22 protein-coding genes are annotated in these 19,926 nt (G+C 36.9%); 5 read left to right on the top strand and 17 right to left on the bottom strand.

Features of this window, described 5'->3' with window-relative positions; translation table 11 throughout:
• Nucleotides 1–82 precede the first annotated feature (82 nt).
• Both JHK62_RS06925 and JHK62_RS06920 read left to right on the top strand, forming a co-directional pair.
• Nucleotides 83–1,027 (top strand): magnesium transporter CorA family protein, encoded by a 945-nt coding sequence (locus tag JHK62_RS06925; RefSeq protein WP_199576040.1) that lies wholly within the window; start codon nt 83–85, stop codon nt 1,025–1,027.
• Nucleotides 1,028–1,051: 24 nt separating this feature from the next.
• The gene (locus JHK62_RS06920) at nt 1,052–1,714 is read left to right on the top strand and encodes a DUF1129 domain-containing protein (protein WP_199576039.1); all 663 of its coding nucleotides are present in this window, start codon (nt 1,052–1,054) and stop codon (nt 1,712–1,714) included.
• A gap of 100 nt (nt 1,715–1,814) precedes the next feature.
• Here the strand turns inward: JHK62_RS06920 and nusG are convergent, their stop codons facing one another.
• The 4 genes from nusG to pbp2a form a co-directional block, all read right to left on the bottom strand.
• On the bottom strand, nt 1,815–2,354 hold the full coding sequence (nusG, locus tag JHK62_RS06915; protein ID WP_199576038.1) for a transcription termination/antitermination protein NusG: 540 nt from the start codon (nt 2,352–2,354) through the stop codon (nt 1,815–1,817).
• 86 nt (nt 2,355–2,440) lie between these two features.
• Nucleotides 2,441–2,617 (bottom strand): preprotein translocase subunit SecE, encoded by a 177-nt coding sequence (gene secE, locus JHK62_RS06910; RefSeq protein ID WP_199576037.1) that lies wholly within the window; start codon nt 2,615–2,617, stop codon nt 2,441–2,443.
• A gap of 10 nt (nt 2,618–2,627) precedes the next feature.
• Nucleotides 2,628–2,780 (bottom strand): 50S ribosomal protein L33, encoded by a 153-nt coding sequence (gene rpmG / locus JHK62_RS06905; RefSeq protein ID WP_199576036.1) that lies wholly within the window; start codon nt 2,778–2,780, stop codon nt 2,628–2,630.
• 48 nt (nt 2,781–2,828) lie between these two features.
• Nucleotides 2,829–5,102 (bottom strand): penicillin-binding protein PBP2A, encoded by a 2,274-nt coding sequence (gene pbp2a / locus JHK62_RS06900; protein ID WP_199576035.1) that lies wholly within the window; start codon nt 5,100–5,102, stop codon nt 2,829–2,831.
• Nucleotides 5,103–5,226: 124 nt separating this feature from the next.
• On the opposite strand from pbp2a, the gene JHK62_RS06895 reads away from it, so the two are divergent.
• Entirely contained in the window at nt 5,227–6,090 is an 864-nt protein-coding gene (locus JHK62_RS06895) for an RluA family pseudouridine synthase (RefSeq protein ID WP_199576034.1), read from the top strand.
• A 24-nt stretch (nt 6,091–6,114) separates the two neighbouring features.
• Here JHK62_RS06895 and JHK62_RS06890 read toward each other — a convergent pair whose 3' ends face one another.
• The 7 genes from JHK62_RS06890 to JHK62_RS06860 form a co-directional block, all read right to left on the bottom strand.
• Complete coding sequence (locus JHK62_RS06890; protein WP_199576033.1) at nt 6,115–7,764, bottom strand: zinc ribbon domain-containing protein; 1,650 nt, start codon at nt 7,762–7,764, stop codon at nt 6,115–6,117.
• A 254-nt stretch (nt 7,765–8,018) separates the two neighbouring features.
• Nucleotides 8,019–9,644: a chaperonin GroEL gene (gene groL, locus JHK62_RS06885; RefSeq protein WP_199576032.1), complete on the bottom strand. Its 1,626-nt coding sequence runs from the start codon at nt 9,642–9,644 to the stop codon at nt 8,019–8,021.
• Nucleotides 9,645–9,654: 10 nt separating this feature from the next.
• Nucleotides 9,655–9,939: a co-chaperone GroES gene (gene groES / locus JHK62_RS06880; protein ID WP_199576031.1), complete on the bottom strand. Its 285-nt coding sequence runs from the start codon at nt 9,937–9,939 to the stop codon at nt 9,655–9,657.
• Between the two features lie 126 nt (nt 9,940–10,065).
• A complete protein-coding gene (locus tag JHK62_RS06875; protein WP_199576030.1) occupies nt 10,066–10,461 on the bottom strand; it encodes a single-stranded DNA-binding protein in 396 nt (131 codons plus the stop codon).
• A gap of 94 nt (nt 10,462–10,555) precedes the next feature.
• Nucleotides 10,556–11,179, bottom strand: a complete 624-nt coding sequence (ytpR, locus tag JHK62_RS06870) for a YtpR family tRNA-binding protein (protein WP_199576029.1) — start codon at nt 11,177–11,179, stop codon at nt 10,556–10,558.
• A 9-nt stretch (nt 11,180–11,188) separates the two neighbouring features.
• A complete protein-coding gene (locus JHK62_RS06865) occupies nt 11,189–11,506 on the bottom strand; it encodes a thioredoxin family protein (RefSeq protein ID WP_199576028.1) in 318 nt (105 codons plus the stop codon).
• The gene (locus JHK62_RS06860; protein ID WP_199576027.1) at nt 11,503–11,799 is read right to left on the bottom strand and encodes a DUF4651 domain-containing protein; all 297 of its coding nucleotides are present in this window, start codon (nt 11,797–11,799) and stop codon (nt 11,503–11,505) included. The genes JHK62_RS06865 and JHK62_RS06860 overlap by 4 nt, the downstream gene beginning before the upstream one ends.
• 89 nt (nt 11,800–11,888) lie before the next feature.
• Here JHK62_RS06860 and pepA point away from each other — a divergent pair, with 89 nt between their 5' ends.
• Together pepA and proC are read left to right on the top strand one after the other, a co-directional pair.
• Nucleotides 11,889–12,956 (top strand): glutamyl aminopeptidase, encoded by a 1,068-nt coding sequence (gene pepA, locus JHK62_RS06855; protein ID WP_199576026.1) that lies wholly within the window; start codon nt 11,889–11,891, stop codon nt 12,954–12,956.
• Between the two features lie 9 nt (nt 12,957–12,965).
• Nucleotides 12,966–13,736 carry a pyrroline-5-carboxylate reductase gene (proC, locus tag JHK62_RS06850; protein WP_199576025.1) on the top strand — a complete coding sequence of 257 codons (771 nt, stop codon included), beginning with the start codon at nt 12,966–12,968 and terminating at the stop codon, nt 13,734–13,736.
• Nucleotides 13,737–13,767: 31 nt separating this feature from the next.
• Here the strand turns inward: proC and JHK62_RS06845 are convergent, their stop codons facing one another.
• From JHK62_RS06845 to JHK62_RS06820, 6 genes are all read right to left on the bottom strand, one after another.
• Nucleotides 13,768–14,445 carry a CPBP family intramembrane glutamic endopeptidase gene (locus JHK62_RS06845; protein ID WP_199576024.1) on the bottom strand — a complete coding sequence of 226 codons (678 nt, stop codon included), beginning with the start codon at nt 14,443–14,445 and terminating at the stop codon, nt 13,768–13,770.
• Between the two features lie 15 nt (nt 14,446–14,460).
• Nucleotides 14,461–14,910 (bottom strand): hypothetical protein, encoded by a 450-nt coding sequence (locus JHK62_RS06840; protein WP_199576023.1) that lies wholly within the window; start codon nt 14,908–14,910, stop codon nt 14,461–14,463.
• Nucleotides 14,911–14,912: 2 nt separating this feature from the next.
• Entirely contained in the window at nt 14,913–15,116 is a 204-nt protein-coding gene (locus tag JHK62_RS06835) for a helix-turn-helix transcriptional regulator (protein WP_199576022.1), read from the bottom strand.
• 126 nt (nt 15,117–15,242) lie between these two features.
• The gene (locus JHK62_RS06830; protein ID WP_199576021.1) at nt 15,243–16,847 is read right to left on the bottom strand and encodes a type I restriction-modification system subunit M; all 1,605 of its coding nucleotides are present in this window, start codon (nt 16,845–16,847) and stop codon (nt 15,243–15,245) included.
• A 1-nt stretch (nt 16,848) separates the two neighbouring features.
• Entirely contained in the window at nt 16,849–18,741 is a 1,893-nt protein-coding gene (locus JHK62_RS06825) for a DUF4435 domain-containing protein (RefSeq protein ID WP_199576020.1), read from the bottom strand.
• Nucleotides 18,742–18,778: 37 nt separating this feature from the next.
• Entirely contained in the window at nt 18,779–19,921 is a 1,143-nt protein-coding gene (locus tag JHK62_RS06820) for a restriction endonuclease subunit S (protein ID WP_199576019.1), read from the bottom strand.
• Nucleotides 19,922–19,926 lie beyond the last annotated feature (5 nt).

The raw sequence follows: 19,926 nt of genomic DNA, 5'->3' as shown, positions 1-19,926 counted from the left end.
ATTTCTATTAATCAGTTACCCACAAAATTGATATTTTGTAGTATAATAGTACAATACATGAAAAGATTAAGGAGGGCTACTGATGAAACAAATGTTTCTTTCACGAGCAACACAATTTGAAGAAATTCAAACATTTGAGCCAGGCGCTTGGATTAATTTGGTCAACCCCTCCCAGGAAGAATCGGTTAGTATAGCTGAAACCTTCAATATTGATGTTGCTGATTTACGTGCACCTCTTGATGCGGAAGAAACATCTCGTGTGTCAGTAGAAGACGACTACACTCTTATCTTAGTCGACGTTCCTACCTATGAAGAACGTAATAATAAGACCTATTATGTGACCATTCCTTTGGGAATTATTATTACAAAAACAGCCGTGATTACGACTTGTTTGGAAGAATTAACGCTCTTTGAAAACTTCTTTAATAAACGCGTTAAAAACTTCAATACCTTTATGAAAACACGCTTTGTTTTTCAGATTTTATATCGTAACGCAGAGCTTTATCTATCAGCCCTAAGGACAATTGACCGTCAATCAGATCGTATCGAAGCACGACTAGAGAGAGCGACAAGAAACGAACAATTAATTGACATGATGGAACTTGAAAAATCCATTGTCTACCTTAAGGCATCTTTAAAATTTAACGAACGAATTGTTAAAAAACTAGCTAGTCACAATAGTAGCTTAAAAAAATATGTTGAAGACGAAGACCTTCTTGAAGATACCTTGATTGAAACCCAGCAGGCGATTGAGATGGCGGGCATCTATGAAAACGTCCTAAACGCCATGACAGAAACCACAGCTTCTATTATCTCAAACAACCAAAATACAATCATGAAGACCCTTGCCTTGATGACAATGGCACTTGATATTCCAACGGTAGTCTTTTCTGCCTATGGGATGAACTTCAAAGACAACGATCTCCCTTTAAACGACATGCCACAAGCTTTTTGGATAATTGTTTTCTTAGCTGCTATTGGTAGTGCATCCGTTGTCATTTATTTTTTCAGAAAAAAATGGTTCTAACAAACAAAGACAGGAGAAAAACACATGCAAATGCTCAATGACCTTACCAAGAAAAATCAAGAATTTATCCACATTGCTACCAATCAATTAATTAAAGATGGTAAAAATGATGAGGAAATCAAAACAATTCTTGAAGACGCCCTTCCTCAGATATTAGAACAACAAAAAAAAGGTGTTCCTGCTAGAACATTTCTTGGTGCGCCAACCACTTGGGCAAGTCAATTTAGTGATCAAGCCTTGCAAAAACAAAAAGAAATGGCTGAAAAAAATACTAATCCATGGCTGATGTGGTTAGATACTTCTTTCTTGTTTATTGCCATTGTTGCCTTTGTTAATGCTGTTATGAACCTTGTCAACCCAGCTGCTGCGACAACTGGTATTGTATCTCTCCTTCTCATTGGTTTTGGTGGTGGAGGTGCCATGTATGCTGTTTATCATAGCATCTATCGTCATACCGGCAAACCAAAATCTAAAAGACCAAGCTTTTTAAAAACAGTTGGTATTTTATCACTAGCGATGGCGCTGTGGTTAGTAGTTTCAGCTTCTTCAAGCTTTTTACCAGCAAGTGTTAATATTCCTCTGTCTTTTGCAGGACTTTTGATTATTGCTGCTATTTCTTTTGGTGCCCGTTATTACCTGCAAAAGAAATATAATGTTTTAAACGCTATGGCACCACAACGCCCGTAAAATTTTAATCACTTATTAAGAGAATACTAAAAAGGATGACCTGGTCATCCTTTTCTTTTTTGATTAACTCTCTTGTCACTGATTAGTGACTATTGTCCTCTTAGAGTTCTGCAATTTGATACAACTCTAATTCTGCAGCAGTCTCTGTACCAAACATATTGAGCATAATTTTCACTTTATTATTTTCAATTTCAATCACTCGACCTTCTTGACCCACAAAGGCACCATCAATAATTTGAACCATATCGCCTTCTTTGATATTGGTATCAATAACATCTACTGATTGTCCCATTGAAATCAAAATTGCCCTAATTTCTTCTTCAAGTAGTGGGGTTGGTTTTGAACGATTCCCGTGAGAACCCACAAATCCTGTGACATTTGGCGTGTTACGAACCACAAACCAAGCCTCATCAGTCATAACCATCTCTACTAAGACATAACCTGGGAAACGATTTTCTTCAACTTCTTTGGTTTGACCATTTTTTTCAACATTAACAGTCTGTGTTGGAATTTCAACACGTAAAATGTTTTCAAGCATGTTGTAGGTCTGTGCTCGTTGTAGTAAATTCTCTTTTACCTTATTTTCGTATCCTGAATAAGTTTGTAACACAAACCATCCTTTGTCAAAACTATCTAACATAGCGCTTCCTTTCATAATAAAAAAGCCGAAATCGGCTTTTTTGTTGTTTTACTTATTATATCACAAAAGCCTAGAGGGTTGCAAATTTAAAAACGACTTAATAACTCTAAAATCCCTAAAGAAAGTACTTGGTCAAAAATAAATATGATTAGTGCAAAAAAGGCTGTGTATTCTAAAATAGAAATAAAATCATGCCAACGTTGTTTTCTACTAGGCCACGTTGTCTCTTTTAATAATGTGAAAATACCCTTAATAAACGTCACGAGAGTCTCCTTATCTGGTTTCTTTATGTAGTGTATAACGACCACAATGTTTACAATATTTATTAACTTCTAGTCTTGTTGTTTTTGGTGTACTACTTATCGATATTGAATAATTTCTAGAGCCACAATCAACACAAGCTAAACTTGCTTTTTTCTGAGCCATAACGCCTCCGTAAAATTCATTTTATCATTATTTTATCATTCGTGCAAGTTATCTAAAATAATCTACGATATCTTGCCAGGTGTCTTGAATTTTTTCAACAATACCTGAATCATCAACAGCTTCTTTGATGTTTTTAGCAGCTTCTTGAACAGATTCTTGAAGACCATCAATAATCCCTTGAGATTGTTCCTCTATAGCCGTATTAGTCTCCGCAGAAATACCATTTTCCTCATAGGTACTGTTTTCACTAAAGCTTGTTCCTTCTGTATAAGGTAAGATATAACTTGCTTGGACACTAAAAATCGTTGAGGCCGTTCCTGCACTCGAATCTGTCAGATAATGACTTTCATCGGGTTTATCAAAACCAATCCACTGACTGATAACAACATCTGGCGTATAGCCGATCACCCATTGATCAGTTGCTAAATCAGGATTAAAGTCGGCTTCTGTAGTCCCTGTTTTTCCTGCTAGAGTATAGCCATAAACATTAGCGTTAACACCTGTACCATTTGAGAAGGTTCCAAGCATCATACTGGTCATTTTTTTAGTTTCAGATTGGCTTAATACCTTGGTAGAACTTCCTTTGAATTCTTTTATCACTTTGCCACTCGCGGTTTCAATTCTCGTTATTAGATGAGCTTTTGGCATAACACCGTTGTTTGCAAAGGTAGCATAGGCTTGAGCCATTTCTAATGGATTTGTTGATACACCTGAACCCAGTGCAACACCTAATTCTTTCTTGGTTTTCGACAAATTCAAGCCAAATTTTTCACCATAAGAGAAGGCCTTATTAATGCCCAATTCTTTTACTGTAAAGACGGCAGGAATGTTATAGGAGTTAGCTAAAGCTTGATACATTGGCACAGATTCCGACTCAAACCCACCATAATTATGAGGAGTATAACCATCAAAATCTTGAACCATATTGGGTAATTCCCTTTCAGGTTGCCAACCAGATGCAATCGCTGGTGAATAAACCACTAGAGGTTTAATGGTCGAAGCAGGACTTCTTTGACCTTGTGTGGCATAATTAAAGCTTCTAAAAACAGTGTCTTCAGAACTATTGACACGTCCTACTAAGCCACGAACACCACCATCTTTTGGATCTAGAGCAACACTAGCCCCTTGGACACTTGTGCCATCTTCATAGGAAACAGGAAAAAGAGCATCATTATTAAAGGTTTCTTGCATTCCAATTTGATAGTTTTGATCTAAGGCAGTGTATATTTTGTAACCATTATTAACGATATCCTTCTCAGTTAAGCCATATTCTTCAATGGCTTCATTGATAACAGCATCAAAATAAGAAGGGTATTTGTAATCATCAACCTTACCAGTATAGGTATCACTGAGACGGCTTTCCATACTAACCGCTTTATACTCATCAGCAACCCCTTGTTCTATTTTTCCTGCATCAACCATCGCTTGAAGAACTGTGTTACGGCGATTGGTTGCATTTTCTATCGAATAATAGGGGTTATAAATTTCTGGCCCTTTTAGCATACCAGCAAGCGTTGCTGCTTCATCAAGGCTCAACTGACTGGCAGGCACGCCAAAGTATTTTTGACTGGCGTCTTCGACACCCCAAACTCCGTTTCCAAAATAAGAATTATTAAGATACATGGTTAAGATGTTATCTTTACTGTATTTTTTCGTTAGTTCAAGAGCGAGGAAAAATTCTCGTGCCTTACGTTTGATGGTTTGGTCTTGTGTCAAATAAGCATTTTTAGCCAGTTGCTGAGTAATGGTAGAGCCACCCCCAGAACGTCCTAGCGTTAAAACAGCCAGCAGTGTTCTTTGAAAATTAATACCGTTATTTTCATAAAAACTTCTATCTTCAGTTGCAATAACGGCATTTTCTAAATCATCACTAATGGCATCAAGTTCAACATAACTCCCTTTTTGTCCAGACAGAGCACCGGCATACTCACCGTCACGGTCATAAATCACCGTAGTCGCTCTAAGAGCACTCTCAAGGTCAGACACATTAGCTGTTTTTGCTAGATAAAACAGATAACCGCTAATTAGCAATACAAATGTTGAAATAACAATTACTAATATCTTTGTAAGGTTATAGCGACGCCAAAACTTTCTAATCGGATTATTGGGTGATAATTGAAAGCGATGGAAAAAACCTTTTGGCTTTGCTTCTTTTTGCGAGACTGGTTTACTACGTTGATAAGAGCTTCTCCTTTCAAAAGACTCTGTTCTTTTTATTGTCTCATCCTCTTCAGTCATTGAGGCTTCTATCGTTTCATTATTGGTTAATTCATTGTCATCTTCTGGGAAAAATTTTTTCTTTAATACATCTAAAATAGTCATACCCACATTATAGCAATTTCTAGTAAAATCGTCATAATAAAATTGTTTCTACGCCTATTTGATAAAAATCATTTTTCAACGAGCTATGCTTAAGAAAAAATTGAGAAGATGGTATAATAAGACTATGACTTTAAAAATATCATTTACAAATCATTATGGACAAGTGACGGTTAAAAAACTGCTTGAGGAAAAATGTTTAATCCCTCGAAAAATTCGCCATTTTTTACGGATGAAAAAACACGTCCTCATCAATGGTAAGCCAGTTCACTGGCAAGAATTGGTGGAAGAAAAAGATCAAGTGCTTTTATTGTTTGATGAGGAGGATTATCCTGAAAAAACAATTCCTTTTGGACAAAAAGAGCTCGTTGATTGTCTTTATGAAGACGAGCATCTCATTATTGTCAATAAGCCTGAAGGAATGAAAACACACGGCAATGAACCAACTGAAATTGCCCTACTCAATCATGTCTCTGCCTTTGTAGGACAAACCTGCTACGTTATTCATCGTCTTGATATGGAAACGAGTGGGCTTGTCATGTTTGCTAAAAATCCTTTTATCCTACCTATTTTAAACCGTTTATTAGAACAAAAAAAGATAAAACGTGACTATCTCGCACTTGTAACTAATCACTTTCCTGAAAAAAAAATAACGTTTAAAGATAAAATAGGACGCCACCGGCATGATCGAAGAAAACGAGTGGTGGATGAAAAAAATGGAAAGAAAGCCATAACAATTGTTAAGCCACTCAAATACCTTCCAAAGACAACGCTCCTTAGTTGCCAGTTAGAGACAGGGCGAACCCATCAAATTAGAGTTCATCTTGCCCACCATCATTTCCCAATTATTGGTGACCCCTTATACCACCCTAAAAACTCAGCTAAGCGCTTAATGCTCCATGCTTATCGATTACATTTTACCCACCCTCTAACACTAGAGACCATTAGTGTCAAGGGAGACTCAAAAACGTTTGAAAAAGGACTTGCCTAAACAAGTCCTTTTATCTATGATTTTTTAGTTGATTTTGGTCATCTTAGGACTGATATAGCCTTGCGAGTAATCAATTTCTTGATCTTTTGAGCCTGACCAAATAACAAGATTAATCTCATTTTCCTTGATGATGATACCAAAGTCATAAGTAATATTAACGCCTCCTAAACCAGGTAAAATCGTGAAGGTAGAAACATCCGCCCCAGAAGCATACTTAAAGCGATAGGTGTTTTCACCTGTCTCAATCAGTTCTTCTACCTTGGCTGTCCCCACTTCATCTTTTTTATCTTTATCAGTAAAGACGGTTTTCTTTGAAACGGTTCCATCTTCTGCAAAGGTTAAGGTTGCTGTATAATCTTTATCTTTGACTTGCCATGTTCCGATGAGTTGTTTAGGGAAAACACCAGGTCTTTTGACTTGATTGTTCTCACTGACTAAAGCTAATGGGATATGGCCACTCTTAGCAAAAAGCATGCCATCTTTAGTCACCTTAATGATAGCCTCACCCGTTAAACTCTGGTAGAGATGTCCTGTTGTTCCATTTTGTGGGTCTGTTGATGCGTCATAATAATAATCATAGGTGGTTGAATAGTTTAACGCATAACTATCAACACCCACCTGAGTGACATGATTAATCACAATCTCTGGGATTGACAAACTAGAGGCCCTTCTAGGGTCGGTTTGCGTTTTAGCTTTGATGCTTTCTTTTAACAATTTATAGTAATCGTTATTAGCACCATTTTCAAAAACGGTTTTGATGTCAGCTGCATCTTGGCCACTGCTGTAGTAGACCAGCAATTTATTAAAGGACTCCACCAAAACCTGTCCTGCTTTTTCAACATCAAGAGCCTTGTCGCTATTTAATTCGACAACAGCATTATCAGCAATATCGCTCATGGCAACTTTATTTGATATCAAATCGCCATCAGGAAATTGTTTTTTGACATAAACGTCTACAGAGTCAGAGGTAGGATATTCTGAAACGTCAAACTCCCCTTCTTTCAGGCTACCAATGCGTCTATCACTAAAGTAGAGTTCACCTGCTGTAATGTTGCTTTTTACCTTGAAGGTTTTAAAGCGCACACTCAAATCAATCGTGTTTTCAACGCCATCATAGGTCTTACTGATATCAACCTTTTTCCCTTTGTAAAAACCACTAATAGACGCTTTATAGTCTGAAACAGGCAATTTATCAAGCGTCACACTATAGTCATCACTATTACTTTGAACAACTTTTTTATCGTTTAATAGAATATCCATCTTGTTGACGTTAGTTTTAATGGTCAAAGACATGGGCTTGACAGCTACCTTATAATCAGGGAAAACCCCAAATTTTGTACCAACACTTTTAATATAAAGATCAGCATCTGAATCAGCGTTTTGAAGTTCTTTTTTTAAGGCATCTTTTTCTTTTTGACTGTCCAACTTAGTAAAAGTTGTGTATTTGGCATCATTCATTGAGATGATGGCATTATCATCAGCCCAGACGATATAGGGTTTGATGTTTTCAAACACATCACCCTTTTTACTTCTTGCTTTGATGTATCTGTCAATACTGGCATCTTTTGAATAATAACTGAAACCTGTTACTCCCAGTAAAAAGATAAGGCTAGCAGCAACAATCAAGCCAATCTTAACTTTTTTCTTTTTGAGAAACATTTTAATAGTTTCCATCTTCGTCTCCTTTGTTTAGCATAACATGATTAATGTTATCATACTTATCCCCATTATAACAAATTTCAGCCTTAAGCAAAATCCCAGTAGCAATATTAGTGAGAAAGATCTGAAAAAACACACCATCTTAAATCAGCTAATATGCTTTGCTTTCATCTCTTTATTCGTAACATTGCCCCTTTTTTGCCCACTTTTCTCTGAAAACATTTCAAAACAAGCAAAAACCCTTGATAGACAAGGGTTTCTTTTTATTTTTACATCATGCCACCCATCATTGAGGGATCCATTGCTGGCGCTGCTGGACTAGCAGGTTCTGGTTGGTTAGCAACAACAGCTTCTGTTGTTAGGATAAGACTAGCCACACTAGCAGCATTTTGAAGCGCTGAACGAGTCACTTTCACAGGGTCAATAATTCCTGCTTCAATCATATTAACCCATTCGCCATTAGCAGCATTAAAGCCAACCCCAACTGGGCTATTTTTCAATTTATCAATGACAACTGAGCCTTCATAACCAGCATTGTAGGCAATTTGTCGAACTGGTTCTTCAAGCGCACGAAGAACAATGTTGCGTCCAGTGTTTTCATCACCAGTGAGCTCAATAGCAGCCACTTTTTCAATGATGTTGACAAGAGCAGTTCCACCACCAGCAACAATACCTTCTTCAACAGCAGCGCGTGTCGCATTGAGAGCGTCTTCGATGCGTAACTTCATCTCTTTAAGTTCAGTTTCTGTAGCAGCACCAACTTTAACAACAGCGACACCACCTGCTAATTTCGCTAGGCGTTCTTGTAATTTTTCACGATCAAAATCAGAAGTCGTTGTTTCTAATTGAGATTTAATCATGTTAACACGATTACTAATAGCGCTTGAATCGCCTGCCCCTTCAACAATGACTGTACTGTCTTTATCAATAGAGACTTTGCTTGCTTGACCAAGAGCTTCCATAGTCGCGTCTTTTAATTCAAGACCAAGATCTTCAGTAATGACAGTTCCACCAGTTAAAATGGCAATATCTTCAAGCATGGCTTTTCTTCTGTCACCAAAACCAGGTGCCTTAACCGCTACCACGTTAAATGTTCCACGAATCTTGTTTAAGACAAGGGTTGGAAGAGCTTCGCCATCAACGTCATCAGCAATGATAAGAAGAGGACGACTGGTTTTTAGGATTTCTTCAAGAAGCGGTAAAATATCTTGAATGTTAGAAATTTTCTTGTCAGTAATTAAAATAAATGGGTTATCAAGGTCTGCAACCATTTTTTCGTTATCAGTCACCATGTATTGTGAGAGATAACCACGGTCAAATTGCATTCCTTCAACCACTTCAAGTTCGGTTGCCATTCCTTTTGATTCTTCAATAGTAATCACACCGTCTTTACCAACGCGTTCCATTGCTTCACTGATGTATTCACCAACTTTTTCACTACGAGATGATACAGCAGCGACTTGAGCGATAGCTTCTTTATTTTTAACTTCTTGTGAGATGGCTTGTAGTTCTTCGACAGCCACCGCAACAGCTGATTCAATCCCACGACGAATACCGATTGGGTTAGCACCTGCGGTCACATTTTTTAGGCCTTCACGGACAATCGCTTGTGTTAAAACAGTCGCTGTTGTTGTCCCATCACCAGCAATATCATTAGTCTTAGAAGCAACTTCTGAAACGAGTTTTGCTCCCATATTTTCAAAATGATCTTCTAGTTCAATTTCTTTTGCGATAGTCACCCCATCATTAGTGATAAGTGGTGAGCCAAAAGCTTTTTCAAGAACAACATTACGTCCTTTAGGACCAAGTGTTACTTTAACGGTATCTGCTAACACATCAACCCCACGTACCATACTAGCACGCGCATCAGCTGAAAATTTAATATCCTTTGCCATAGTTTTCTCCTTACTCTACAATTGCTAAAATATCTGATTCACGAATAATGACGTAGTCTTGCTCGTCGAATTTGACTTCTGTGCCAGAAAAACTATCCATTAAGATGGTTTGACCGACTTGAACACTTGGAGCAACAAGCTCACCATTTAGTGTTCTTGCTCCTTCCCCAACAGCAACAACTTCTGCTGTCTTGGTTTTTTCCTGACTAGCACCGGCAATGACAAAGCCACCGACTGTCTTTTCTTTTTCTTCACTTACTTTTACGACCACACGATCGCCTAATGGTTTTAACATATAACGCCTCCGCAAATATTTTATTAGCACTCTTATCTATCGAGTGCTAATTCCATCTCTTATTGTATCACTTGGTCAAAAATAGTCAAGAAAAAAGCAATCGCAACGATTACTTTTTTGATGATTCTAAAATGGGAGTTCTTCTTCGTCTAAAACGAGATCTGCGATATCACTTGAAATATTATTTTCACGCATGGCTCGCTGTGTTTTACTTTCTAACAATTGGAAAGAAGAACATAAGAGCTCACTCACGTAGTGTGTTACCTTGTCTTTGTCATACTTTCTTGTTCGCCATTCGCCATCAACAGCGATAAGACTGCCCTTTGTGCCATAGCTGACTAAGACTTCTGCTAATTTCCCCCAGACAACCACTGAAATAAAATCAGTCTCTCTTTCGCCATCTTTACCTTTGAAGCGCCTTCCAACAGCCAACGTCGCTCTTGTGACACTTTTTTCATTGGGTGTTGTGACCAGTTCAGGCGTGGCCGTCAGTCTACCAATCATTATTGCTTTATTGTACATTTATCTTCCTCCTATCTCTTCTATTCGAAATAGAAAGAGAAAAATAAAAAAAGAGAAGATCGTCTAATCTTCTCACAATCTCTTCAATAATTTCTTAGTGCCAGTGTTTCTTGACGTCAAAAGCATCACCAACGATAGCACTATCATCTAATTCGATAATCCCTCTTTTTTGTGGCGCATTTGGAAGGGCTAATTCTCGTGGTGAGCACATCATGCCAAAACTATCTACCCCTCTTAATTTTCCAGAGAAAATAAGGCTACCATTTGGCATCATAGCACCATCTAGGGCAACAATTGTTTTAAGACCAACTCGTGCATTTGGTGCACCAGCAACAATTTGAAGTTCTTTGTCTGCTGCGACTTTCACTTGACAGATATTAAGATGATCACTATCAGGATGAGCTTCCATAGCAATAATTTCACCCACTACAAAACTTGGTGTTTGAGGATTTTCCAAAGAAGCGTCAAAGCCAGCTGCGACCATTTCTTGATTAAAGGCTGCGACCTCATCATCAGAAAGCGTCACTTGTCCATTTCCTGAAATAGCTGTCACTTCAGAGGCTTCAAAAATATTCCAAGCCACTGTTTCATTGGTATCTTCACGAAAAACACGCGCCACAAGGCCTTTTCTCTCGACACTAACACGTTTTCCTTCATCGTTAGCCACAATAACCATCAAAACATCGCCAACATGCTCTTTATTATAAGTAAAAATCATAGAACCCCCTTAGCCTATACTTGCTAAAAATTGATTGATTTCATTTTTAGTTTTGCGGTCTTTATTGACTAATCGTCCTAATTCTTTACCATTTTGAAGAACCACAAAACTTGGAATACCAAAAATATTCCATTTTTGAGCTAGTGGCATATACTTGTCACGGTCAACCTCTACAAAAACGAAAGAATCATTTTCTGCTTCAATCTCTGGCATTTGAGGATGGATAAAACGGCAATCTCCACACCAACCGGCTGTGAAAAATAAAACGATTTTATCTGGACCTTCTACTAATTCTGCTATTTCTTCTAACGATTTTGGAATAATCATTGTTCACTCTCCTTGTAATTAATATCGCCATCTAGATAATGAAAGAAAAACGTAATCTCATCATCAAAGACAACGCCCCCTTGCGCTTCTTTTTTGGCAGGATTAAAAGAACTGATATACACCACTTTAATCACACCAAAAGAAGCAAAAAAAGAGCGCACTTCATCCAAAATTTCAGATTCCGTTTTTTGATCTTTCACTTGTTTTTTATGGCCTAAAAAAGCGGCAAGTCCTAAAAATGCTGGTGTCCCCAATAATAAGCCAGTGGATAACCAAAATTTCTTTTTTTTCATACTTTATATTCTATCACATTTCTCTTATATTTTAAGCTTAAAAAGCTTTTATTTTTTGATATAATAGAGATTGTAGAAATGAGGTATATATGACAACGTTATTTAATAAAATTAAAGAAGTAACCGAATTAGACGGTATTGCAGGCTATGAACACACTGTTCGCGATTTTTTGCGTCAAAAAATAACACCACTCGTTGATAGCGTAGAAACAGATGGCTTGGGTGGAATTTTTGGGATTAAAGAAAGCCAGGAAAGTGATGCGCCACGCATAATGGTTGCTGCTCACATGGATGAAGTGGGCTTCATGGTTAGTAGCATCAAGGCAGACGGTACCATACGTGTTGTGCCAATCGGTGGCTGGAATCCGCTTGTGATTAGCTCTCAGCGCTTCACCCTTTACACTAGAAATGGACAAGCAATTCCTTTAATTTCTGGATCAGTCCCTCCACACCTCCTTCGTGGCTCAGGAAACACACCTAGCCTTCCTCAAGTGTCAGATATTATCTTTGACGGTGGCTTCACCGATAAAAAAGAGGCAGAAGCCTTTGGCATCACACCAGGTGACATCATTGTCCCAGCGTCTGAAACCATCCTTACTGCCAACCAAAAAAATATCATCAGTAAGGCCTGGGATAACCGTTACGGTGTTTTAATGGTGACTGAACTCCTTGAAAGTCTTAAAAACACCCAACTTTCAAATACACTGATTGCAGGTGCCAACGTCCAAGAAGAAGTTGGTTTGCGCGGTGCCCATGTCTCAGCAACCAAGTTTGACCCAGAACTATTCTTTGCGGTTGACTGCTCACCTGCTGGTGACGTCTATGGTGATCAAGGAAAAGTTGGAGATGGGACTTTGATTCGCTTCTACGACCCAGGACACATCATGCTTAAAGACATGCGTGATTTCCTCCTTGACACGGCTGAGTCTGCTGGTATTAAATATCAGTATTACACAGGAAAAGGAGGCACAGATGCCGGAGCAGCTCACCTTAAAAATGGTGGGATTCCGTCTACAACCATTGGCGTTTGTGCTCGCTATATCCACTCACACCAAACACTCTATGCGATGGATGACTTCCTAGAAGCACAAGCCTACCTCCAAGCAATCATCAAACGCCTTGACCGAACAACAGTGAATACGATTAAAGGCTATTAAGGATTAAATATGAAAATAGGGATTATCGGTGTTGGTAAAATGGCAACTGCCATCATCCAAGGACTCAAACCATTAGAGATTGAACTACTCATCTCGCAATCACACTATGACAAAACTAAAAAAGTGGCAAAAGCACTTGGTGTCGCGCCTGCTAAATCACACCAAGAATTGATTGAAGCAAGTGACCTAGTGATTCTTGGCATCAAACCACAACAGTTCCCAGACGTCCTAAAACCCTTGACCATGACAAAACCTGTCATGTCAATGGCCGCTGGGATAACTCTGTCTGACTTAGCCACACTCACTTCAAAAAAGATACCGCTGATTCGGATCATGCCCAATCTCAATGCTCAGATTGGAAAAAGCACGACCGCCATTTGCTTTAATGACTTGGTTGATGAGGACTTAAAGGGATTAGCAATGACGATTACCAATGCCTTTGGCCATTCCTTTGAAATCAGTGAGGAAGCATTTGATACCTTCACCGCTTTAGCCGGTTCTAGTCCTGCTTATCTCTATCAATTTATCGAGGCTATGGTAGCAGCAGGTGAAAAAGAAGGATTTGATGCCAAACTAGCCTTGACCATTGTTAGTCAAACCTTTTTAGCTAGCAGTCAAATGCTACTTGAAAGCCAAGAGACACCAAGAGACTTGATAACAAAAATTGCAAGTCCTGGTGGGACAACACAGGCTGGTTTAGACAGCCTTAAGGAAAATCATTTTTCTGAAACCATTAAAACGGCAATTGATGCCACCATCAAGAAAGCAAAAAACATTTGAGATGATCTCAAATGTTTTTTGTTTAGTTAACTTACCCAACATTAAAAAGTATTAATAGAAAGGCAATTACATTATTTAAAAAATGAAGCAAAATACTATACTCTATTCTCTTGGTCTTGTAGACGACAAAGGTTAAGACGGCACTCATCACACCATAGGTGATAAAGCTACCAAGATTTGTCGGCATATGAAACAGAGCAAATAAGAGACCTCCAACAATCAAACCTACCGTCTGATGATTTTTAAAGAGATAGTGAGGAATCATTTTTCTAAATAAAAGTTCTTCCATGATAGGTGCCCCAATAACAATCATGACAAACATGATCACCATAGGTACTTGACTAATCAATTGAAGAAGCGCTTGTTGGTTTTCTGTTGTCACCTGACCATCAGAAGATAGAAACAAATTCCCTAATATACCACCAAGCAAAATAGTAGGATAGCCAATGGCAAAAGTGAGCAAGGCCTTTAAGACAGATAATTTTTCATTAAGAGAAATAAACTGCTTTTTAATCGCAAAATAAACAAAGGCAAAAATACTAGCCAGCTGTATCAGAACAGTCACGATGATTTGAAAGAGATCAAAATCGCTTTTAACGACAGCATTAAGACCAATAAAGAAACCAAGTGGTATCTGACCAGCGATTAGAATAGCTGTCCACAAGATGAGAATGAGTATGCCAAGTGCAATAGATTTTATTTTATTCATTTTGTTAGTAACCTCTTAAAGTAATTTTTCTAATAGTAGTTTGATGAGTAGAAATCCGTAAACATGTATAGCAATGATAACCAAGAGTAGTGATTGAAGTGAAATTGTGAAATGAGCAAAAGACTGTAAAAAAACTAAAACGATAAGCAAGAGCGTTTCAATGACATAAGTGATTTGAGCTGCCAAATTTTGAAGATAGGACTGACGCTCATCAGCAAATTTGACATAAAAAGCGTCAAATCTTTTCTTATTGGTAATCACATACCATTGATAGAGACTGACAACGATAATAGCTAGTGAAAAACCAAACCAAAAATTATGATAAAAATTTGATAGCTGCTGATTGATTGGAAGTAAAAGTAAGACAATCCCCAGTAAAATTCCTATCAAAGCCTGCCAAAACATTACCTGCTTCACTTTTTTCCGTGTTTTCTTTTGAAAAAGAAAATAACTGATTAAAAACATTGTTAAACCTCGTCTTCCTCAAATAAAAAAATATCCTCAATGGAACGATTAAAAAATTTGGCAATCTTAAAAGCCAACTCTAACGATGCCGTATACCTCCCCCTCTCAAGAGAGATAATCGTCTGGCGCGTGACATCTAAAGACTCCGCTAGTTCTGCTTGACTGAGCTTTTGCGCCTTTCTCAGCTCCTGAATTCTCGTTTTCATCTCTTGTCTTTCTCTCTACTCAAATGTATAGTTCGCTTTACATTTATAGTATAATCGCTAGACACTGTTTTGTCAAGATTTAAAGACTGAAAAAAACGATTAGACAAAAAGTCTAACCGTTAGTTGTTATAGCTTAAAGTCTTTTAAAAAGTTTTCCAACTCTGTCTGTGCTTCTGGCGTTGTGCCTTTTAGTTGTCCGAGCATGGCCATCAAGTCTTTGCTTTGCTTTTCTATATTGGCATTGGTTTGATTGATGTTAGCAACAATCTCAGCAAGTGGTGTGACTTCCTCTTCTTCAAAGGTATCCACATAACGAGGAATATTGAGATTGAAGTCGTTCTCTTTAATCTCCTCAAAAGTGGCTAGATGGGCAAACTTCTCTATATCCTCACGGCTTTTGTAAGCTTCCAGTATCTTGGCAATATGCTCATCGGTCATGATATTTTGATTTTTCCCCTTATCAAACTCTTTAGAGGCATCGATAAAGTAAACATCGCGCGTGGTGCGATTCTTTTTCAAAATAATGACAGTGGTTGGGATGCTAGTATTAAAGAAGATGTTAGCAGGCAGACCAATCACGGTATCAATCGCTCCTTCTTCAAGCAGGTGCTTTCTGATCTTACCTTCGGCATTACCTCTAAACAAAACACCATGTGGCAAGACAATAGCCATGACACCGCCATCTTGTTTGAGATGGTAGTAGCCGTGTAGCAAAAAGGCAAAGTCGGCTTTGGACTTGGGTGCTAGGGCACCAAAAGGTGAGAAACGTGGGTCTTGTTTGAAGCCCTCACTGGCGCTCCACTTGACAGAGTAAGGAGGATTCATCAAAACGGCATCAAAGTTGGTAGGCTCTTGGGTTGGCCAGTCCTCATCAAGGGTATCGGCATTACTCAAGAGGTGATGACCGACAGGAACACCGTGCAAAATCATATTCATCCGAGCAAAGTTATAGGTTGTTGTGTTTAACTCCTGACCAAAATAGGAAATGGTTGTTGGGTGGTGGCTGTACTTTTTAGCGTTTAAGAGGAGGGAGCCAGAACCCATTGTTGGGTCATAGAGGGTAAAGTCTTTTTTATCCTCACGGCCAAGCAGGGCAATTTGCGTCATCAGCTTGGCAACCGGTTGAGGCGTATAAAACTCACCGGCTTTTTTCCCCGAATCCGTCGCAAACTGACCGATAAGGTACTCATAAGCATCTCCCAGCATATCTCCAATATAACTATCTATATCAATATTAGCCAAAGCTTTCATGACACTAGCGATGGTTTGGTTTTGCTTTTGAGGCGTTGCCCCCAATTTTTTTGAGTAGAGGTCGATATCCTCAAAGAGATTTTCAAAGAGTTCGTCAGCCTGCTCGATATTACGAAAGCCTTGTGCCAAACTCTCCAACTGGAAGGTTTCTTCATGAATATGCGCAACAAGGGCGATAAAGGTGAGGTCAGGCTCAATCACATAAGACACCTCACGCATGAGCACTTCAATCATAGCTTCTTTGTTGCTGTCATCGTTGTAAAGAGAGCGGTAAAGCTCCAAAGCCTCACTGAGATTATCAGAGGGTTCTCCCATCATCTCAGCCACGTGAAAAAGGAGCTTGTCAGAGAGGTACTTGTAAAAGATAAGCCCCAACAAGTAAGATTTGTAGTCATTGGCATCCATCTTGGAACGCAAAATATCCGCCGAATTCCACAAGGCTTGATAGAGATCTTTTGAAGAGTTGATGTTTTCAGTCATTTTAATTTCTTTCTATATTATTTACTTTACCTATCAATGTTGCAAAATATTTTTCTCTCATTTTTTCTCGAAGAGAATTATCTAGTTCTATTCTTTTTAATGCTTTTAGTTGATAATTATTTTCAAGCAATTTATCCCCTAAACCATTTAATACTTGACCTTTTAGATTACAAATTTTTAAAATACTATGATAATTAGACGTTTCTAGTGCCTTTTCAATTTTATCAATAATTTTTTGATATTTGCTATCAGTATTGAAATTAGTTTTTAGACTATCAAAAAATTCTAAGATATCACTCTTACTTGGTTCTTTATTTTGAATAAAAGTATTCTGTATATAATCATCAACTTGCTTTTTTAAAGCTATTTTTGACATTTTTTTAGTTTCTTGACGACACGTGTTTATTAATTTATCTGAAAAATTATTAAATTTAGTAGCAATTTCATTTTCTTCATTAAAATAGGATAGTACAGAAAAAATAACATCTTCATCAAGTAAAAGCATTTCAATCTCATTAAATTCTAAAGAAAAAATATTGTCATTCATTAAATGAATGATATACGACTCTTCCATCCAGTCATTATCGATTATTCCGAATGCTTTGTTATGAGTTACATTAGATAATTTATTATATGCTTTCGTATATTCTATAACATTTTTATGCCCTTTGACAGGTTTAATGTAAAAATAATTTTCCAGTAGCTTAGAATATATTTGATAATCAATACTATCTTTAGTTCCTTCGCAAAATAATATTGGTTTCCTAGAGCCACTAATTTCTGTTAAAAGGGATATTGGAATATCTTCTTCATTTAAAATATCATAATTAAATTTACCCATCTTTGTATATTCATGACACCAAACATAGGTAACATTATTTCTTGCCTGAACAAAATCTAAATTATGGGATGCAAAAATAAATTGGCAGTCACTTCGCTCAGTGATTAACAAATTCCACAATTCATTATAGATGGCAGAATTTAAGAATGTTTCTGGTTCATCCACAACAATATAGCTATTTTTTGGAGCAATTAAAACATTTCCAATATAAAATAAAATACACTTTTCTCCATCACTTAAACCATTTAAATTATAAATTGTGTCATTTTTCTTAACTTCCAACAATCTATCATCCGGATCAATTTTAAATTTAATTTCTGGAAGTAGATGATCCCAAACTCTTTCTAATCTGTCAAAAATTGGTTCAGGTAAATCAACATCACCTCTTCTTCTGTTAGTTGCAATATTAGTATATTCTTTCACCAAAAATGTTATTAAATAAGTAAATGGATTTGTAAATTTGTTTCTAATAAAATAATCATCAAAATCCGTTCTGTTAATTTTTATTGTTGATTCTTTCATCATATCTTGGTAAGTTTTAACACTTATTGATTGTCTACCAAATGTTTCAGTTGAAAAATATAAATACTTTTGAGCAGGAAGAACAAAAACTTGATTATTATTCACCCCTCTAAGGGTATCTATCAAAGTTGATTTCCCACTACCATTTGCCCCAATCAATACTGTTGTATTTTCTATATTTGCCATAAAAGAAAATATTTTCATTATATGGTAATCGTGGTTTATTTGCTTTAATCTTCTAAAAGCCATTGGTAAACGATTCAAATCAATATTAACTATCTGTTTATACCATGATTGTAATAGTTTTTTAAAAGAGTTGGTAGCACTATTAAAAATTAATGTAGATTCTTTTGATTTTTTTATCTCGTTAATCAGTTGAACAATTATTTCAAGGGAAGCATCAAAAATTTCTGCATCACTTTCTGAGTATTCATTTTCTTTAGAAATTTCAATCTGTTTTTTATAATAATACAATTTTTCCAACACGTGTTCTTGGTTTATTTCTTTTTCTTTTGTTATACTTTCTGACATTCTTCTATCTTTCTAACTTGTATAAAGTAAAATTATCTTAAATAAACATGTCTTTCAATAATTTTTTCTTAAGCGATTCTAAGCTGTCTATCTTATCTTGGTAAGACGTAATGATGTCATCTAAATTGGCAAAGAAGGCACCGATAGCTTGTTGTTCAAGAATGCTAGGAATCTGAAACTTAGTTGAAGAAACAATCTTCCAGTCTGAACGAGGCATTTTAGTACCTGTTGTATCGTTTGCTACTTTCTGATACTTTTGTGATTGTATTAAATAAAAAATATAGTTCGAATCATTATTCTTGGGATTAAACACCCAAAAATCGCCTAATGCAACCCCCTCAAATTTTGGAAGTAACCAATTATTCAAATATGGACGTAATTTACCATATAAAATATACCCAGACTTAAAAAGAGTTCCTTTTCTTTTATCAAATTTCTTACTCACATCCTTATTTAATCTTCCCTGACCAGAAATAATATCTTCAAATTCAATCTTAGGAAGAGTTTCAGAGTCTGATGATTCTGAAACTCTATCAATTATTTCTGAAAAAACTTTCATTCCCCACTCCCCTTCAAATCCTTCTAAACGGATTTCAGGTGTTGTTTGTCCATCTCTTGGAAACATTTTCGACAACATGGTTGCCTTAAACGATTGATAGTGAGACAGATTGTCCTTATAGGAGGTTAATAGGTTATCTAACGTGTTAAAAAGAGAACCAATGGCTTGTTGTTCAGGGAGAGAAGGGAAAGTAATTGACATTTTCATTAAAATGTCTGAATTTAACTTATACCTACTTCCTCCAACTAAATATTTTTTAAAATTTACAGTACGTAAACAATTTTTAAAAAATAAATTGTTAATTTTATTCTTATTACCCGAAAGCACGTGTACATGATTATTTGCCCAAATTTTGCCATTTACATATTGTATAGGATAGTTTTTTAAATCATTTGCTCCATCCTCTGCTATTAAAATAAACTCGCCATCATGTGTATATCCTTCAACAAATCCTTGAATTCCATTTGCACCGTAGTAAGGTGTCTTCCCTTCAACTCTATCAGAAGCTGTGATTGGAATACGTAGATTATCAAATCTCTCAGAAATATTGTTTATTGTATTATTTCCCCACTCGTCATCAAATTCTTCAAATCTAATTTTAGGAATCGTTTGTTTTGTCATATTTC

This window comes from Streptococcus pacificus (assembly GCF_016481305.1).
Lineage (GTDB): Bacteria > Bacillota > Bacilli > Lactobacillales > Streptococcaceae > Streptococcus > Streptococcus pacificus.
Note: the sequence above shows the minus strand (reverse complement) of the source record. Positions and strands in the feature narration are given on the sequence as shown.

Coding starts and splice junctions, on each gene's coding strand:
- JHK62_RS06925 (WP_199576040.1), top strand. CDS start 83: ATGAAACAAATGTTTCTTTCACGAGCAACACAATTTGAAGAAATTCAA.
- JHK62_RS06920 (WP_199576039.1), top strand. CDS start 1,052: ATGCAAATGCTCAATGACCTTACCAAGAAAAATCAAGAATTTATCCAC.
- nusG (WP_199576038.1), bottom strand. CDS start 2,354: ATGTTAGATAGTTTTGACAAAGGATGGTTTGTGTTACAAACTTATTCA.
- rpmG (WP_199576036.1), bottom strand. CDS start 2,780: ATGGCTCAGAAAAAAGCAAGTTTAGCTTGTGTTGATTGTGGCTCTAGA.
- pbp2a (WP_199576035.1), bottom strand. CDS start 5,102: ATGACTATTTTAGATGTATTAAAGAAAAAATTTTTCCCAGAAGATGAC.
- JHK62_RS06895 (WP_199576034.1), top strand. CDS start 5,227: ATGACTTTAAAAATATCATTTACAAATCATTATGGACAAGTGACGGTT.
- JHK62_RS06890 (WP_199576033.1), bottom strand. CDS start 7,764: ATGGAAACTATTAAAATGTTTCTCAAAAAGAAAAAAGTTAAGATTGGC.
- groL (WP_199576032.1), bottom strand. CDS start 9,644: ATGGCAAAGGATATTAAATTTTCAGCTGATGCGCGTGCTAGTATGGTA.
- groES (WP_199576031.1), bottom strand. CDS start 9,939: ATGTTAAAACCATTAGGCGATCGTGTGGTCGTAAAAGTAAGTGAAGAA.
- JHK62_RS06875 (WP_199576030.1), bottom strand. CDS start 10,461: ATGTACAATAAAGCAATAATGATTGGTAGACTGACGGCCACGCCTGAA.
- ytpR (WP_199576029.1), bottom strand. CDS start 11,179: ATGATTTTTACTTATAATAAAGAGCATGTTGGCGATGTTTTGATGGTT.
- JHK62_RS06865 (WP_199576028.1), bottom strand. CDS start 11,506: ATGATTATTCCAAAATCGTTAGAAGAAATAGCAGAATTAGTAGAAGGT.
- JHK62_RS06860 (WP_199576027.1), bottom strand. CDS start 11,799: ATGAAAAAAAAGAAATTTTGGTTATCCACTGGCTTATTATTGGGGACA.
- pepA (WP_199576026.1), top strand. CDS start 11,889: ATGACAACGTTATTTAATAAAATTAAAGAAGTAACCGAATTAGACGGT.
- proC (WP_199576025.1), top strand. CDS start 12,966: ATGAAAATAGGGATTATCGGTGTTGGTAAAATGGCAACTGCCATCATC.
- JHK62_RS06845 (WP_199576024.1), bottom strand. CDS start 14,445: ATGAATAAAATAAAATCTATTGCACTTGGCATACTCATTCTCATCTTG.
- JHK62_RS06840 (WP_199576023.1), bottom strand. CDS start 14,910: ATGTTTTTAATCAGTTATTTTCTTTTTCAAAAGAAAACACGGAAAAAA.
- JHK62_RS06835 (WP_199576022.1), bottom strand. CDS start 15,116: ATGAAAACGAGAATTCAGGAGCTGAGAAAGGCGCAAAAGCTCAGTCAA.
- JHK62_RS06830 (WP_199576021.1), bottom strand. CDS start 16,847: ATGACTGAAAACATCAACTCTTCAAAAGATCTCTATCAAGCCTTGTGG.
- JHK62_RS06825 (WP_199576020.1), bottom strand. CDS start 18,741: ATGTCAGAAAGTATAACAAAAGAAAAAGAAATAAACCAAGAACACGTG.
- JHK62_RS06820 (WP_199576019.1), bottom strand. CDS start 19,921: ATGACAAAACAAACGATTCCTAAAATTAGATTTGAAGAATTTGATGAC.